Source organism: Chryseobacterium sp. AC417 (assembly GCF_979258215.1).
Map to the genome: position 1 here is coordinate 2,644,453 of NZ_OZ409845.1, position 17,930 is coordinate 2,662,382.

Annotated in this window: 13 protein-coding genes; 5 read left to right on the forward strand and 8 right to left on the reverse strand. The window is 33.2% G+C overall.

All coding sequences use genetic code 11. The features are described from left to right. Nucleotides 1-9 precede the first annotated feature (9 nt). The 3 genes from ACZZ9T_RS12625 to ACZZ9T_RS12635 form a co-directional block, all read right to left on the reverse strand. On the reverse strand, nt 10-534 hold the full coding sequence (locus ACZZ9T_RS12625) for a DUF1697 domain-containing protein (RefSeq protein WP_463442382.1): 525 nt from the start codon (nt 532-534) through the stop codon (nt 10-12). A 138-nt stretch (nt 535-672) separates the two neighbouring features. Further along, a complete protein-coding gene (locus ACZZ9T_RS12630) occupies nt 673-2,163 on the reverse strand; it encodes a hypothetical protein (protein WP_463442383.1) in 1,491 nt (496 codons plus the stop codon). A gap of 101 nt (nt 2,164-2,264) precedes the next feature. Further along, nucleotides 2,265-5,750 (reverse strand): glycosyltransferase family 117 protein, encoded by a 3,486-nt coding sequence (locus tag ACZZ9T_RS12635; RefSeq protein ID WP_463442384.1) that lies wholly within the window; start codon nt 5,748-5,750, stop codon nt 2,265-2,267. A gap of 224 nt (nt 5,751-5,974) precedes the next feature. On the opposite strand from ACZZ9T_RS12635, the gene ACZZ9T_RS12640 reads away from it, so the two are divergent. The 3 genes from ACZZ9T_RS12640 (at nt 5,975) to ACZZ9T_RS12650 (ending at nt 10,832) form a co-directional block, all read left to right on the forward strand. After that, on the forward strand, nt 5,975-7,012 hold the full coding sequence (locus ACZZ9T_RS12640) for a PLP-dependent cysteine synthase family protein (protein ID WP_463432664.1): 1,038 nt from the start codon (nt 5,975-5,977) through the stop codon (nt 7,010-7,012). 74 nt (nt 7,013-7,086) lie between these two features. Beyond that, nucleotides 7,087-8,349, forward strand: coding sequence for an aminotransferase class I/II-fold pyridoxal phosphate-dependent enzyme (locus ACZZ9T_RS12645; protein WP_463442385.1), 1,263 nt, complete (start codon nt 7,087-7,089; stop codon nt 8,347-8,349). A 287-nt stretch (nt 8,350-8,636) separates the two neighbouring features. Then, entirely contained in the window at nt 8,637-10,832 is a 2,196-nt protein-coding gene (locus ACZZ9T_RS12650) for a B12-binding domain-containing radical SAM protein (protein WP_463442386.1), read from the forward strand. 352 nt (nt 10,833-11,184) lie between these two features. Here the strand turns inward: ACZZ9T_RS12650 and ACZZ9T_RS12655 are convergent, their stop codons facing one another. From ACZZ9T_RS12655 to atpD, 4 genes are all read right to left on the reverse strand, one after another. After that, nucleotides 11,185-12,336: a hypothetical protein gene (locus ACZZ9T_RS12655; RefSeq protein ID WP_463442387.1), complete on the reverse strand. Its 1,152-nt coding sequence runs from the start codon at nt 12,334-12,336 to the stop codon at nt 11,185-11,187. Between the two features lie 552 nt (nt 12,337-12,888). After that, nucleotides 12,889-13,662, reverse strand: a complete 774-nt coding sequence (locus tag ACZZ9T_RS12660) for a hypothetical protein (protein ID WP_463442388.1) — start codon at nt 13,660-13,662, stop codon at nt 12,889-12,891. A 77-nt stretch (nt 13,663-13,739) separates the two neighbouring features. Further along, a complete protein-coding gene (locus ACZZ9T_RS12665) occupies nt 13,740-14,021 on the reverse strand; it encodes a FoF1 ATP synthase subunit delta/epsilon (protein ID WP_463432671.1) in 282 nt (93 codons plus the stop codon). 82 nt (nt 14,022-14,103) lie between these two features. Beyond that, nucleotides 14,104-15,612: a F0F1 ATP synthase subunit beta gene (gene atpD, locus ACZZ9T_RS12670; RefSeq protein ID WP_242802110.1), complete on the reverse strand. Its 1,509-nt coding sequence runs from the start codon at nt 15,610-15,612 to the stop codon at nt 14,104-14,106. 206 nt (nt 15,613-15,818) lie between these two features. Between atpD and ACZZ9T_RS12675 the strand changes: the two genes are divergently transcribed. Further along, on the forward strand, nt 15,819-16,739 hold the full coding sequence (locus ACZZ9T_RS12675) for a bifunctional riboflavin kinase/FAD synthetase (protein WP_463442389.1): 921 nt from the start codon (nt 15,819-15,821) through the stop codon (nt 16,737-16,739). On the opposite strand, the gene ACZZ9T_RS12680 is transcribed toward ACZZ9T_RS12675, so the two are convergent. Then, entirely contained in the window at nt 16,736-17,089 is a 354-nt protein-coding gene (locus ACZZ9T_RS12680) for an MmcQ/YjbR family DNA-binding protein (RefSeq protein WP_463442390.1), read from the reverse strand. The two genes, ACZZ9T_RS12675 and ACZZ9T_RS12680, sit on opposite strands and share 4 nt — an antisense overlap. 113 nt (nt 17,090-17,202) lie before the next feature. Between ACZZ9T_RS12680 and ACZZ9T_RS12685 the strand changes: the two genes are divergently transcribed. After that, the gene (locus tag ACZZ9T_RS12685) at nt 17,203-17,859 is read left to right on the forward strand and encodes an NAD(P)H-binding protein (RefSeq protein ID WP_463442391.1); all 657 of its coding nucleotides are present in this window, start codon (nt 17,203-17,205) and stop codon (nt 17,857-17,859) included. Nucleotides 17,860-17,930 lie beyond the last annotated feature (71 nt).

A 17,930-nucleotide genomic window follows, 5' to 3' on the forward strand; every position in this document is an offset into this window, starting at 1 on the left:
ATGTATTTTCTAAAACTTTTTCAAAATTTTCTCAAATGTATTGATATTTCTGCTTGTAAACTGATTTTTCATACTTTTCTTCCCTAAAATTTTCCCGAATGTTGAGTCTAATGTATTTCCTTTCGATACTTGCCAATAGAAATTTCCGTTGATTATTTTTGCGTCTTCGTTTTCAGACTTTACAGCGTTTTCATATTCTTTCATCAAAGCATTTTCAACATCTTTACTTCCTATAAAAGTATAAACGTGTACATCTTCATTTTTATTAAACGGATTTGAATTCCAAAAATTTTCAATTTCTGCCTGAGATTTTACAAACAAAAAAGCTTCATAATTAAAATGTTCAGACATTGCTTTTTCGAGAATAACCTTCAAATCTTCAACCTTTTTATCAGATGAGAAAATAATGTTACCAGAGGCTAAAACATTCACAACATCTTTCATTCCTGCGTTTTTAAAAACTTCGCAGACTTCCGCCATTTTCATGTTGGTTCCTTTTACATTGACGCCGCGGAGGAAAGCACAGTATTTCATGGTTTAGAGTTTTAGAGTTTTAGAGTTTTAGAGTTTTAGAGTTTTAGAGTTTTAGAGTTTTAGAGTTTTAGAGTTTTAGAGTTTTAGAGTTTTAGAGTAAAATTTAATTTTTAATTTTTAATTTTTAATTTTTAATTTTTAATTTTTAATCTTTTCATATAAATTATAATCAGTACCCGAAGGTTTCAGTTTATAGATTTTCTCCAGAATTTTATGATCACTTTGTAAGTGATTTTTTATTCTGAATTCATTCAACAATTTGTAATGAGTTTTGTAATAAAGACCATCTTTTCCTTCAAATAAACTTTTATAGGATAAAAGATATTTTGGTTTTCTTTTTTTAACGGTATTCAGCCAATAATTCTGTTTGTCTTTTTTGATTTCTTCCTGAATTTGTTTGTCAACCAGCCCAACTTCATCAATGGTTTTCAACCCTGAAAAATAAGGTACATAGCCCGCTGGTTCAAGAAGAATCCATTGTTTTTTGTCTTTTTCGTACATATTCAGAAATAATCCAATGGAACGTCTGTAATTCCATTCACCATTTCCGGTTGCGACAGAATGTATCGTTTGGAAAGCCAGCATAGGTAAAATATAGAATATAATCAATGCTGATAGCCACCAGTTTCTTTTTAGTTTTTGTTCTAAAACAAATATTAAAATAGGAACGAAAAGCAGGATCTGCGGAACCCAGTAATACCAGTCGAAAAGACTTTTTTGTGAAAGAAAAATAATTTGTTTAGCCCAAGCAAACAGGAAAATAATCCACAGGAAATAATTTCTTTTTTCTCTTTGTCTGATTAAGTAAATGAAACACAATAATTCAAAAATCACCATCACAATAGTCACCGGATTGAAGTCACCTGGAAGTTTCAGCATTCCCCAAAAGTTTCCGTAATTTAATCTGAAATATTCGAAATCCTGTTGTAAAGTGTACACTCTGTCGTACGCTAACTTTTTAGCAACAATCGTATTATTTACAATTTCACCAAAGTAAAACCAGTTGAAAGCTAATGCAGCAGAAACTCCTAACATTCCACCTAAAACATAGTTCCATTTTATTTTTTTATTCCAGAAAGTATCGACTAAAAATACAATACCAAGGAAAATTACGGTGTCAATTCTCGTGAATAAAATTAAGACCGGAAATACAATCAGTGCCCATTTTTTCTCTTTTTTAAAACTATAGTACAGTAAAGACATTTCGAGGAAAAATAGAATTCCGTACTCCATTCCGAGAATAGAAATTTTGATGGAAGGGGGTAAAAGTGCGAACAGAAATATAAAAATTGCTTTATGCCAAGGAGTTTTCAATAATAAATGAGAAAGAAATAAACTTCCAATTGTAAAAAGAATCGTATTGAGAATCAAAAGCGGTTCTATGAAATTTTCTTTTCCGAAAATCAAATTAAAAAAATAAGAAACAAAAACGTACAAATGCGTTGTAGAAGCTGAAATTTTTGTTTCACCATTGAAACCAATTACCCCATAATCCAATAAATTTTGAGCAACCCGCCATGTGATAAATGCATCTTCCTGAATGTGGTGTGTCAAGAGAAAATAAAGTTTTGCAATCACTGCAAAGATTACAGCATACAGGGGAAGATTCTTACTGGTATTTCCGGACATCGCGTTTTTTTGATGCACAAATATAATCCTATTATTCTTGAATATCAAGAATAAAAAAACGGAACCGAAGTTCCGTTTTAAAGTATAAAAAAATGATTTTTTTACTGTGTTGCCTTGATGATTGCTGAAGTAATCTGATCTTCTTTTTCTTTCGAATAGGTAGAATCAAATGGTTCCATAACATCAAATAAATACTGATAGAAAGGCGTAATGTTCTGTACTTTTTCAGATTCTTTCATCGCTTTTTCTTTGCCCATTTGCTGAAGATCTTTCACAAAAGCATTGAACTTCTTATCAATTGGCTCAATAGATTTCACCAGATATGCGTAAGCTTTTTCGTTTTGTCCTATTTTTTTGTAAGCATCTGTAACGGCAGTTACTACCAGAGAATATTCCATAGGTTTTGATCTCATCTGTCTTCCTGCAAATGCTTGTTCAGACTTGGTCAAGCTTAAATAATAATCATATTCTTCGAAGATACCTTTCTTTAATATTTCGGCTAACTGTAAAGCTTTTTGCTCCTGTCCGGCAACGATATAACCGTAAACCATCGAACTTAAAGAACGCGGATCATTGTATTTTTCTGCAGGAATTTCTTTAGCCGCTAAATCTAATATTTCTAAAGCTTTTGCTTTCTGTCCGGATAAAGCTAGTGCTGCTGCTGCTCTACTAGCAGAACCTCTGTAACTGATAATATTTGAAGTAGCCGTTTCATCAAAATGAACATTCAGGTCTTTAAAATTACCCCATTTGAAATTTTTAACCACGTTATATAAAGAGTTTGCATCTACTCTGCCCATTTCTCCGTCGCTGCTTCTTGGCGTACGAATCGGAACCAATCTGTAGCTAAAACCGTCAAACTGAAGATATTCGTCTAAAAAGAAAATATTTTCACTGTCATAAACGCCGCCTGAGGAGAAGTTTATCGGACGTTTCCAGTCGAAATTTGCCAAAATATCAAACATCATCAGGTTATTTTTATATAAAGTTCCCGATTTATAATTGATCGTAATTTGATCAACTGTATTTGAAATATCTGAAGCGTTGATGATTCCTGATTTTAAAGCGTTTTGCTTATTGACCGGCAAAATAAATTTGTTTACTGGAAGGAAATTGTATTTCTCAAAACGTTCTTCACCGAAGATCATTTTCAAAACTTCATCTTTTTCAGGAGATTTTATTTTAAGAAAATTCATCGCTTCCTTTAAAGTCATTGAATCCTGAACTACATATTTTTCAAAAGGTTTCAATAAATTATCAGGCATTCCTGATTCTTTAAGATTGGATAAAACATTCTTCCAGTCATCTTTTTTCATCAGATAAATCTGGTCGTTCACACCGTCTCTGTAATCCTCGTGCGTCAACTGACTTGGGATTGCTTTGGCATTGTAGGTTTTTCTTTTTACTTGATCGATATTCCAAGGTGTTGAAAGAAGGGTAAAGTTCACAACTTTCACATCATCACGGAATCTTTCAGTCTCCTGCATTGCCCAAACCGGATATGTGTCATTATCACCATACACAAAAAGAATATCATTTTTTGGTAAAGATTTCAGCATTGAATATGAATAATCATAAGCCGTATATCTTCCGCTTCTGTCATGAACATTATAATTCTGGAAGCCCATCATTAAAGGAATAGCCATTAAAATAACTCCAAAGCCAATATTGGCAGCATTTGATTTTACTTTAGACTGCAAATACCAGAGAATTGCTCCGGCTCCGAGACCTATCCAAATGGCAAAAGCATAGAAAGATCCCACCAATGCATAATCTCTTTCACGTGGCTCATAAGGTTTCATTCCGGTGTAGAAAACAATTCCGACACTCGTGAGTACAAACAAAGATAAAATGGCGTAAAACCTTCCAAAATCTCTCATAAACTGGAAGTAACATCCTGCAATTCCCAATAATAAAGGCAGGAAGAAAAATGCTACCGTACTTTCATTGTTAAATTTCGCAGGTAGCGCATCTTGGCTTCCTAAGATCGTATTATCTATAAATGAAATCCCTGAAATCCAGTTTCCGTTGGTGTTTTCATTATGTCCTTCAAGATCATTCTGTCTTCCTACAAAATTCCACATCAAATATCTAAGGAAATAATACCCATTTTGGAATGTGATAAAATAATCCATATTCTGAGCCAAAGAGGGTCTCTGAACGGTAATTAATTCATAAGGTTTTACTTTTAAATAATCAGCTGCGGTAATGCTTCCATCTTCATATTTACCTCTCAGTTCGTCAAAAATTTCTTTAGCCTGAGGATCATCTGCAATCTCTTCATTTGCATAATTAAACTGAAAATCCGGTGCTCCGTACATTGAGACATAATTTGCCATTACGTCTTTGTCTTCGCTAAACATTCTCGGCATCAAACTTACATGATCCTTGCTGAAAACATAATTAAAACGGTCACTTGTCTTTAAATACCTACCTGTTTTCTCGTCTTTTTCGTAAACTTCTCCAGTTTTATCTGTTTTAAAACTTCCGTCCTCATTTTTCTGAATTCCACTGTTATCCAGGAATGCAGTATAATTTTGACCATAGATTGTAGGCCAGTCACCGTACTGTTCTCTGTTGTAATAATCAAGCATACCAATCGCAGTATCAGGATCATTTAAGTTCATTGGCGGATTCGCATTCGCTCTTATAGGAATTACCATCCAGCAAGAGAAACCAATCATCATATACACTACCGACAAAGCAATCGTCTGATAAATATTTTTCTTTGCCTGTCTCGCATATTTTAAAATGAAATAGCAGATCGCAATCAAAATAACGAAACCAGCAATTGTTCCTGAATGGAATGGAAGATCTACTCCATTCACAAAGAATATTTCAAGTTTTCCGAATAATGACATGATTACCGGGAAAATAATTTTGAAAACAAGAATTAAAATTCCTAATGTGATGGCATTTGCCCACAGGAAATTCTTCCACGTAAATTCATAGTTTCTTGAATAATATACTAAGCAAACTGCCGGAATTGCCAACATACACATCATGTGAACACCCACAGAAAGACCAACAATAAAGAAGATTAAAATAATCCATCGTTCATTATCAGATTCTTTATATTCGTTTTCCCATTTGGTAATCAGCCAAACCAAAAGTGCAATAAACAAAGATGCCATAGAATAAACCTCTCCTTCCACTGCTGAAAACCAAAAAGTATCTGACCAGGTAAAACATAGAGATCCTATTACTCCGGCAAACAGAATGGCAATTTCCTGATGTTTTGTAACTTCTTCAAAATCTTTGTTCAGAAGTCTTCTCACAAAATGAGTAATCGTCCAGAATAAAAACAGAATTGTCAATGCACTGAATAATGCAGACATTCCGTTGATTACCACAGAATAATTTTCACCATTTCCAAAAGCAAACATTGCAGCAACAGCACCCACAATCTGAAAAAGAGCTGCTCCCGGTGCGTGTGTTACTTCTAATTTTACTGCTGAAGAAATGTACTCACCACAATCCCAGAAACTAAAGTTGGGTTCTATCGTTGATAAGTACGTGAAAAATGCAATGACGAAAACCACCCATCCGATAAGAGTGTTCCATTGCCTAAAAGTCCAGTTTTTCATAGTATAAAATCAATTGGTGCGAAAATAAGGTTTTTACTTCATTTTATTTTGATTTTAACAAAATTTAAAAGATTGGCTTGCTTTTTGTGAAGGTTTTGCGGCTGTTTATGAAACGCTTAAAACAGATAATTCTACTTTCAGGACTTATAATTTCTTAAAAGTTTAAAAATTATTTATTTTTTTGTATTTTTGCGGTCAGATTTTTATTTGAAAAATAACAAATAATGAGTAATGTTTACGATAATATTCTTGGCTTGATTGGGAACACCCCTTTAGTAAAACTAAATACAGTAACTAAAGAAATTCCTGCAAAAGTTTATGCCAAGTTAGAATCATATAATCCTGGACATTCCACAAAAGATAGAATCGCACTTCATATTATTGAAAGCGCTGAGAAAAAAGGTTTATTAAAGGAAGATTCTGTAATAGTAGAAACTACTTCCGGAAATACAGGTTTTTCACTTGCCATGGTTTGCATCATTAAAGGATACAAATGTATTCTTGCGGTAAGTGACAAAACAAAAGCTGAAAAAATTGCTTATCTGAAAGCTCTTGGTGCAACAGTATATATATGTCCTGCGAATGTACCTGCGAATGACCCTAGATCATATTATGAAGTAGCAAAAAGAGTTGCTGCCGAAACCCCCAATTCTGTATATATCAATCAATATTTTAACGAATTGAATATTGATGCTCATTACCAGACAACTGGTCCTGAAATATGGGAACAGACAGAAGGTAAAATTACTCATCTTTTTGCATGTACAGGAACTGGCGGAACATTATCCGGTTCTGCAAAATTTCTAAAAGAGAAAAATCCAAATATTAAAATCATTGGTGTAGATGCTGACGGATCTATTTTGAAAAGTTACCACGAAACCGGAGAAATTCATAAAGAAGATGTACATCCTTACCAAATTGAAGGAATGGGAAAAAATTTAATTCCTTCTGCCCTTCTTTTTGATAAAGTGGATGAATTTGTGAGAGTAAACGACGAAATGTCTGCATACAGAACCCGTGAGATTGCTTTAAAAGAAGCCATCATGGGTGGGTATACAACCGGAGCTGTTACTCAGGGATTAATTCAATATGCACAATCTCATGACTTAACAGAAAATGATTTCGTTGTGATGATTTATCCGGATCACGGATCACGTTATATCACTAAGGTTTACAGTGACCAGTGGATGGCTGAGCAAGGTTTCATCAACAATTGTGTACACAACTATGATGAAGTATTCAAAACGGAATACATCAAATAAAAAAAATATATCAAACAGATCAAGCCTTTTTGTACATTACAAAAGGCTTTTTTACATAAAACTTACTCAATACAATGGTAGATATTTTTGAAAGAATAAAACAAAACCCCGGACCATTAGGTCAGTTTGCTGATTATGCAGAGGGATATTTTGTATTTCCAAAATTGGAAGGTCCAATCGGTCCTAGAATGAAATTTCAAGGTAAAGATGTCATTTTCTGGAGCGCAAACGACTATTTGGGATTGTGTAATCATCCTGAAGTTTTGGAAGCTGATGCAAAAGCTGCTGCCGAATTCGGAATGTTCTATCCGATGGGTGCAAGAGCAATGTCCGGAGAAACTCAGCAACACCAGCAATTGGAAAAAGAATTGGCAGAATTTACACAAAAAGATGCTGCTTATCTTCTCAATTTCGGTTATCAGGGAATGGTTTCTTGTATCGATGCGTTGGTTACAAGACATGATGTTATCGTTTATGATGCAGATTCTCACGCTTGTATCGTAGATGGTGTTCGTCTTCACATGGGAAAAAGTTTTACCTTCAAACATAATGATATTGAGAGTTTAGAAAAAAACCTGGCCAGAGCAACTAAAGTTGCTGAAGAAAACGGCGGCGGAATCTTAGTGATTACCGAAGGTGTTTTCGGAATGAGAGGAATGCAGGGTAAACTAAAAGAAATTTGTGATTTAAAATCTAAATTCAATTTCAGACTTTTAGTTGATGATGCACATGGTTTCGGAACTTTGGGTAAAACCGGAGCTGGAGCTGGAGAAGAACAAGGATGTCAGGATCAGATTGATGTTTATTTCTCAACTTTTGCTAAATCAATGGCTGGTTTCGGAGCTTTTCTTTCGGGAGATGCAACGATCATCAGATTTTTAAAATACAATCTTCGTTCTCAGATTTTCGCTAAATCTCTAACGATGCCAATGGTAATCGGAGGTCTGAAAAGATTGGAATTGCTAAGAACACGTCCCGAAATTAAAGATAAATTATGGGAAAATGTGTACAAACTTCAAAACGGATTGAAAGAAAGAGGTTTTAATCTTGGTAACACGAATACTTGTGTGACACCGGTTTTCATCCAGGGAACAACAATTGAAGCAACACTTTTAGCGAAGGATTTAAGAGAAAATTACGGTGTATTTACATCAGTGGTAGTATATCCTGTAATTCCAAAAGGAATGATTTTGCTGAGATTAATTCCTACTGCTTCGCATACAGATTCAGAAATTAATGAAACTTTAGCTGCTTTTGATGGCATCAAAGAAAAATTAAAATCTGGAGCTTATACAGAAATGGAAAAACAAATGAATATCGAGTACAAACAAATGTAATTTTGATTTTCATTTAAATATAATTAGAACCGTTAGAATTATCTAGCGGTTTTTTTAGTTTTTTATCAGAAGAATAAGAGTAGAAACTTATTTTCTATTTGCACAATCTTCTCAACGATATATTTGTCATTCCGTAGGAATCTAAGTTTTAATTTTCTTTGTTGAGATTCCTGCGGAATGACAAACTAGTTTAGAATATTATTATTCAAAAAAATATATTTTATTAAATCATATAAAAACTTTTCTTGCTTTTGGGCTTAAACTCTTAAATTTGCAAAAAATATCTTTTGAAAGATCTTCTTCTTATCACTCCGCCTTTTACGCAACTCAATACGCCATATCCTGCAACAGCTTATATTAAAGGTTTTTTAAATACCAAAAACATATCAAGCTATCAAATCGATTTGGGGATTGAAGTGATATTGCAGTTATTTTCAAAAGAAGGAATCCAAAGTATTTTTGCTAAAAATATAGATTTAAAAAGCACGTCTGAAAACTCTCAAAGAATTTTCGCTTTACGAGATGAATATATTAAAACCGTCGATCAGGTTATTCTTTTTTTACAAAATAAAAATCCAACTTTAGCAAGACAGATTTGTTCGATGAATTTTCTTCCTGAAGCTTCCCGTTTCAATCAACTTGATGATATGGAATTTGCATTCGGAAACATGGGTTTACAGGACAAAGCTAAACACTTGGCTACATTATATTTAGAAGATTTATCTGATTATATGGTTGAACAAACTGATTCTGATTTTGGTTTCAGTAGATATGCAGAAAGATTAGGAAAAAGTGCCAATTCTTTTGATGAATTATATGCTAAACTCAATGATCAGCCAACTTACATAGATCATATTACTTTAAAAATTCTGCACGAAAAACTCGAATTTGTTCAACCGAAACTGGTTTGTTTTTCTGTCCCATTTCCGGGAAATTTATATTCTGCTTTTCGGTCAGGTAAATTTATCAAAGAAAATTACCCGAACATTAAAATAGCCATGGGTGGCGGTTTTCCAAATACAGAACTTCGTGAAGTAAAAGACAAAAGAGTTTTTGAGTTTTTTGATTTTATTACTTTAGATGACGGAGAAGTTCCGCTTGAATTGGTTTACGAAAATGTCTGTCGTTCTCAATCAAGCGAAGAATCTCAATTCAAACGTACTTTTTTAATTGAAAATGGAGAAGTTACCTATAAAAACAATTCCATTAAACACGATTATAAGCAGGCACAAGTCGGAACTCCTGATTATTCTGACTTACAACTAGATCAATACATTTCTGTAATTGAAATTGCCAACCCGATGCACAGCTTGTGGAGCGACGGAAGATGGAACAAACTGACGATGGCACACGGTTGCTATTGGGGGAAATGTACGTTCTGTGATATTTCTTTAGATTATATTAAAATTTATGAACCTATTTCAGCCAAAATATTGGTTGACCGAATGGAAGAACTCATCAAGACAACCGGAGAAACAGGATTTCACTTTGTGGATGAAGCTGCACCTCCTGCTTTGATGCGTGAAGTTGCATTGGAAATTTTGCGAAGAAATCTTGTGGTAACCTGGTGGACAAATATCAGATTTGAAAAAAGTTTCACCAAAGATTTATGCTTTCTCTTAAAACTTTCAGGTTGTATTGCTGTTTCGGGCGGACTTGAAGTAGCGAGTGACCGATTATTAAAATTAATTGATAAAGGAATTTCTGTAGAACAGGTTGCACAGGTGACAAGAAATTTCACAGAAGCCGGAGTAATGATTCATGCGTATCTGATGTATGGTTATCCTACTCAGACGATTCAGGAAACGGTAGATTCTTTAGAAATGGTTCGTCAGCTTTTTGAAATGGGAATTTTGCAAAGTGCATTTTGGCATCAGTTTGCAATGACCGCTCATTCACCGGTGGGATTGAATCCTGAAGAATTTGGAGTTACTCCTATCAAACAGGAAATTTTATTCGCCAACAATGATATTGATTTTACAGACAAAACCGGAATTGATCATAACAAATTTAGTTTTGGTTTAAAAAAATCTTTATTCAACTATATGCACGGAATTAATTTTGAATTGCCGTTACAGGATTGGTTTGATTTTAAAATTCCTAAAACTACAATTCATCCAGATTATATTCATGATTCGCTTCTGGAAGAAGAAAATTTCATATTTAAATCTAATTCTAAAATTATTTTTCTGGAGAAAAACGTAATCGCTGAGAATTACATAAAAACAAAAAAACAAAACTCTTGGGCGTACACAAGAATGACATTCCATTTAAAAACCAATATTATCAAAGTAGATTTTGAACAGGATAAAGCAGAATGGTTGATTAAAGTTTTACAGGAAAACACTTTAGAAAATTCTAAACGCATTACATTGCAGCAATTGAAAACAGATTTTGAAAATAGCTTTGAAGATTTTGAATTGTTCTGGTTTTCGAAACCGATGCAACAGTTGAAAGATAATGGGGTTATTTTAAGTATGTAACCTGAACTCGATTATAGTTTTAGACTTAAAAATTTGGTAAAGGCAAAAATTAATATATTTAAATTACTTATTTAATATCTTAACTAAATTATAGCTTATGATTTGTATTGATAAAAAATTAGCATATGGTCTATTAATTGAAATCAGTTGATGAAAAATTTACAAACTCACCTTTAAGAATCCTTCAGATATAAAAATTTATCTTAGAAATAATAAAATGAGCGTAAAATAAAAAAATCCCGAAAAAATTGATTTCGGGATATTTTTATTATTTAACAAACTAACTTATACTTCCAATTTCAGGATTAGATTGGTGCACTCGTTATATGTTATATGTGAATTTTTTGTAAACTTAGTTGGCAGCACGTATCTGCTCAATCTTCAGAAAAGCCTTTGTGTTAGTACAACTGCCTCCCGGACAATTCGTTGCATTTGCAGGTCCAAAATTTGAAGCTCCCATCATAAATGTTAACGAATACATTGTTTTATCTGTTGGGTCAGTATTGGTCCAAGTATATCTTCTGAATTCAGGAGAATTAAAATAAACATCAGGATCTCCCCATGCATTAGTAATACCTCCGGTCATAGCTGTACCATTTCCCCCGCTGTTTCCATACCAAACTCCCTGTGCCGGAAACGTCATTCCGTTATTACCATATACAATTTGACCGTTCGTTACATATTCAGATGCACCATTCCACATAATAGTTGGTGTACCCGAATTACTTCTTATCTGTAAATCTGATAAATCATAGCCACTTCCTGAGCCAATCACTACTCTCACTGAAAACTTCCCATCAGGTGAAGTCAGAGTTCTATCATAGCCAACCGAAGGATCGCTTGTTAATCTTAATGGGCCTATAGTTGCTGCAACTTTAATTTCTGCAATATCCTCTCCTCCAACTGCAGCACTGCAGCTTCCCGTATAAAATGGTACTGTGGTACTATTGATAGGTACTGTAGTAGTTGTAGGAGAAGTAACGGTAGGTGTTCCTGATACATTAAATATGAGTTCTCCAGTTCCGGCAGATAATTTCCCTGCTTGTAATTGAAAACTTAATCCATTCACTGTAACTGAACTACCTGCGGGATAGTTTCCTTCATTTCCTCCAGCATATGAAATCTTCAGAATACCATTAAAAGGCACTCCAGTGGTATACACAGATGGACTTAATATTGCTGTCGTACAATCTATACTGGAAACAGCGGGAGCTACAGAAGTAGAATTATCTATATTTCTCCATTCCGATCCATTCCAAAAATAATATCCTTGAGGAAGAGTCGTTCCACTATTGTAAATCAATAAACCTGCAGCCTGTCCTACAGCACCATCCAGATCCATTGTTGATGATGTAAGATTAGTTCTTGGTGCTAAAAAGCCTTTTGTAGATGAAACTACATCCAATACAGAGGAGTTGTCCGGAGTTACAGTATTGATTCCTATTTGTGCAAATATTGTATTAATTGTAAAAAATGTAGTTAAAATGTAAAATGCTTTTTTCATTATTTATATTTTTATTTATGCTTATATTTAATTATAAAATCACCATAAAAACTAATAATAAAAAATGAATATCATAATTATCAAGAATAAAAAAAATATTAGTAGCTGATCTGAATAATGAATATGAAATATTATATTCTCAAACTTTTTTTATTTTGTAAAATGATACCGAAAACATCAAATATTATATAATTAAGAAGGTGATATTTATTAAAAAAACAACTAATTATCACCAAATATATAAAATATATGCCAAATACTATGAATAATTATTAATAAAATAGCTAATTTACATATGAATACATAATTAAATATAAAACTTTTTTTTATTAATAAATCAATTATGTAAAAATTTCTTCAATTAATTTACATTATTTTAATTAATACTTTAAGATAATATTAAATTTTTTGATTTGAATATAGTCATACTATAGGCGAATACTCTTTAATAATTTAACCAAAAGCTAAATTTCCAAGAATAATAATTAGTATTTGAAGAAATAAAATTAAATGAATATTGCAAAAAAAAGTCAGAATTAGATGATTTGAAGTTTATTTTTTAATAAAATTAGGATCTAATATTGCCAATCTTTCTGCAATGGCTTTGTAGGTTGGAAATTTCAGAATGGAAGCTCTGCCGGACATTTCTCTGTATAATGTAAAAGATTTTCCACCAGCAGTTTTTATCTGTTTTCTTGTAGTGATATATTTTCCGATATACTTACTTTTAGCATCATAAATCTCAATGTCAATAAAAGTTTTATCTGTTATTCGATCATCTGAGCCAAAGCTTACAGGCAAATTGGTAAAATACCCTACCGGAACACCATTACTCAAAATTTCTCCAACGCTATTGACTTCTATATTTAATTTATCAATTTTTGTGCGGGTAGTATAAGCTTCTTTAGTTTTATTATCAAGTTTCCGTTTAGGCATATTTTTGAAAAGCTCATCTAAATTTTTGATATTGATTCCTCTTTCATCAATAATTTTCAAACTTTTTATACAAGTGTACACTGCAGATTTTTCATCTCCCGAAAATGCAGATGGTGATATGTAATCTGCATCTAATGTCTTCTCCCGATTGTATATCCTATTGATTTTCACGTAACTGTCACGTACAGAATCTACAACGCTTTTATCAACAAATTCAACAGTGAAGATGGGTGTTTCCTTTAAATCCATAAAAGTGTATTCATTAGATTTATTAGAAATTTTTGCTACGTGAGTTCCGTCTAGAGTTACAATTCCTCTTTTTGTTTTGATAATCTGAGCATTGAATATACAGCTCATAACTACAAAGAATATGATTAAACTTTTTTGCATAAATCAGATTTTCCAAGGCATAAAAAAAGTGTAACAAAGTTACACTTTCCTGAAAATATATTTAGCTTCTCATTTAATTATTCGCAAAGGATAATTCCTTTATCGTGATTAAATTCTATCACACCACTTTTGATAGCATAAGAAAAAACAGAGTCTTTTTCATTTTCTTTAGTAAAGTTTTTTGCGTACGATTCATTAATAGAATTCGCATACAATTTTACTTTACCTCCAACCAATGAAGAAACAATTCCTGCGTGATTTTTCATGATGTGGAATTCACCATTTTTACCAGGCAACAATACAGAGTTTACCTCTCCTTCAAAAACTACATATTCTGGTGTTAAAATTTTTATATTCATTTTTCTCAGATTAAAGAGTAAAGAGAAAAGAAAAAAGAGTAAGAATTTTCTTTTCTCTTTTTTCTTTTCTCTATATTTCTAATTAAGCGTTATCAGCTAACATTTTTTGTCCGGCTTCGATCGCTTCTTCGATAGTTCCTTTCAGGTTGAAAGCAGCTTCCGGTAAGTGATCCAATTCTCCATCCATAATCATATTGAATCCTTTGATGGTATCTTTGATATCTACCAACGATCCTTTAAGACCTGTAAACTGTTCTGCAACGTGAAAAGGCTGAGACAAGAATCTCTGAACTTTTCTAGCACGGTACACTACAGATTTATCTTCTTCAGAAAGTTCTTCCATACCAAGAATTGCAATAATATCCTGAAGAGCTTTGTATCTCTGAAGAATTTCTTTTACTCTCTGAGCACAGTTATAATGCTCTTCACCGATAATTTCCGGAGCCAAGATTCTTGACGTTGAAGCCAATGGATCTACAGCAGGATAAATACCTAATGAAGCAATTTTTCTATCCAGTACAGTTGTTGCATCTAAGTGAGCAAACGTTGTAGCAGGAGCCGGGTCAGTTAAATCATCCGCAGGTACGTAAACCGCCTGTACTGAAGTAATTGAACCATTTTTAGTTGAAGTAATTCTTTCCTGCATCGCACCCATTTCTGATGCCAATGTTGGTTGGTAACCTACCGCAGATGGCATACGACCAAGAAGTGCAGATACCTCAGAACCAGCTTGTGTAAAACGGAAGATGTTATCTACGAAGAACAACACGTCTCTACCTTGTCCGCTTTCTCCACCGTCTCTGTAGTACTCAGCCAATGTAAGACCAGATAGTGCTACTCTAGCTCTTGCTCCTGGCGGCTCATTCATTTGTCCGAAAACGAAAGCAGCTTTAGATTCTTTCATTACCTCAAGGTCAACTTTTGAAAGATCCCAACCACCGTTTTCCATAGAGTGCATGAAATCATCACCATATTTAATAATACCTGATTCTAGCATTTCTCTCAAAAGGTCATTTCCTTCTCTCGTTCTTTCACCTACTCCGGCAAAAACAGAAAGACCACCGTGTCCTTTTGCAATATTGTTAATCAACTCCTGAATCAGTACCGTTTTACCAACACCTGCACCACCGAACAAACCAATTTTACCTCCTTTTGCGTAAGGCTCAACTAAGTCGATTACTTTAATACCTGTAAATAAAACTTCTGCAGAAGTTGAAAGTTGATCAAATTTTGGAGCTGGTCTGTGAATTGGAAGACCACCTTCTTTAGAAATATTTTGAAGCCCGTCGATAGCATCCCCAACAACGTTGAATAGTCTTCCGTTTACAGCTTCACCAATTGGCATCATGATAGGATTTCCGTATCCGATTACTTCCTGCCCTCTTTGAAGACCGTCTGTAGCATCCATTGCGATACATCTTACAGTATCTTCACCAATATGTTGTTCTACCTCTAAGACTACTTTTTCACCGTTCCCTTTGATAATCTCTAACGCATCATAAATACTGGGAATTGCTTCCACATTATTAAAAACTACGTCGATTACAGGACCAATAATTTGAGAAATTTTTCCTTTAATTTGGTTTGCCATTGCTAAATTTTTTCTTGGTGCAAATATAATGAATCTTAACAAACCTGCAATTCCTAAAAAAAAGATTTTTATCATGCTTTTTCAATAATTTACCAATGTAACAGTTTACCAATCTACCAATCATTTTGCGGCTAAAAAGATTGGTAGATTGTTATATCGATACATTGTTACATTATACTTATATTTGCTGTCAAAATTTTTCCGTTTTGAATATCTTCAAGAATTTTAAAGATTACTACTCCACAAAGCCTTTAGCATTGTCTTTGGGTATGTTTGACGGTGTACATCTTGGTCACAAATACATCATCAGCGAGTTAAAAAAAGTGGGTTCTGAGAATGATTTAGAAACAGCAATACTTACTTTTTGGCCGCATCCGAGATTTGTTTTTAATCCCAATGAAGATTTAAAACTTCTTAATACCATCGAGGAAAAGAAAGTTTTAATGGAAAAATACGGCATCAATAATTTATTTGTAAAAGAATTTGATGACGAATTCAGAAATCTTACCGGAGAAGAATTTGTACGTCAGATCTTGATTGGTCAATTAAATGTAAAATATTTAATCATTGGCTACGACCATTCTTTCGGAAAAAATAAAAGCGGAAATTTTGAGTTGCTTCAAAAATTATCTAAAGAATTAGATTTTGAGGTTGAGCAAATGGAAGCCATCAATATTCACGAGAATAATATCAGTTCTACAAAAGTTCGAAATGCTCTTTTAGCAGGAAAAATTACTGAAGCTAACGAAATGTTGGGTTACACTTACTCCATTTCGGGAACGGTTGTGCATGGGAAAAAATTAGGCCGAACAATCGGTTATCCTACTGCCAATATTGAAACCGATACTATTAAACTTTTACCTAAAAAAGGTGCTTACATTGTTGAAGTTTTTGTGAACGAAAAACAATACAAAGGGATGTTGAGCATCGGAACCAACCCAACTGTTAATGGTGAAAAATTAACCGTTGAAGTGTATATTCTTGATTTTGAAGGAGATATTTATGATGAAAATATCACGGTAAAATTCAGAAATTTCCTGCATGAGGAAATTAAATTTGAAGGTCTTGAAAAACTAATTGAAAGACTGGATGAGGATAAAAGGCTGACCGAAGAATTTCAGTTTTAAGAATTCTCAACTTCCTCTTTAGCTTTTTTTGTTAATGATTTAAATACCAAATCATAAGAATGGTCAATCATTTTTAGAACTAATTCTTTTTTCAGACCATCTAAAGAAACAGAATTCCAGTGGGTTTTATTCATATGAAATGCCCCTGTAATCTGCGGATATTGCTCACGAAGTTCTGCGCTCCATTCCGGATCTGTTTTTACTGCGATTGTTAAAGGCTGTTTTTCTAATGACATTAACAAAAACATTTTTGTTCCAACTTTCATCACAAGCGTTTCATTATCAAAAGGAAAAGTTTCCGTTACGCCTTTTTTGGACAAACAGTAATCTAAAATCTCGTTCGCATCCATTTTATGAGTAATATTTATTGTAGTAAAATAATTAATTTTAAACTTTGGTCTAAATTTAGTAAATTTAAGAAAGAAATCTCATGATTTTTTAACAACCATAAATCAAGATTATTATGAAAGCTTTGGTCATTGGTGCGTCGGGCGCTACAGGAAAAGATTTGGTAAAACAATTACTGAATGATAATGATTTTGAGCAAGTAGATGTTTTTGTAAGAAAGCCTTTAAATATTCAGAACGAAAAACTAAAAATTCATGTTGTGAATTTTGAAAAACCTGAAGAATGGAAAAATGACGTGAAAGGTGATGTCGCATTTTCATGTTTAGGAACGACACTAAAAGATGCCGGAAGTAAAGAAGCCCAAAGAAAAGTCGATTACGATTATCAATATCAGTTTGCCAAAGCCGCAAAAGAAAATAATGTAGAAGATTATATTTTAGTTTCTGCTTATGGAGCCAATCCAAATTCTAAAATTTTCTATTCTAAAATGAAAGGAGAATTGGAAGTGGCTGTCAAAAATTTGCATTTCAATAAAATCACCATTTTTAAACCGGGAATGCTTGAAAGAAAAAATTCTGAAAGATCAAGTGAAGTTTTAGGAAGCAGAATCATCAAATTTGCGAATAAAATCGGACTTTTTGAACGTCAGAAACCTTTACCCACAGAGATTTTGGCAAAAGCAATGATCAATTCATCAAAGATTAAAAGCAATGGATATTCTAGTGTAAAACTTGGGAATATTTTTGCATTTGCTGAAAAAAACAATGAATGATTTTCAGTTATTATGAATTCAAAACAAAAACTCCGCTTAGAACATTTTCTAAGCGGAGTTTTTGTTTATTA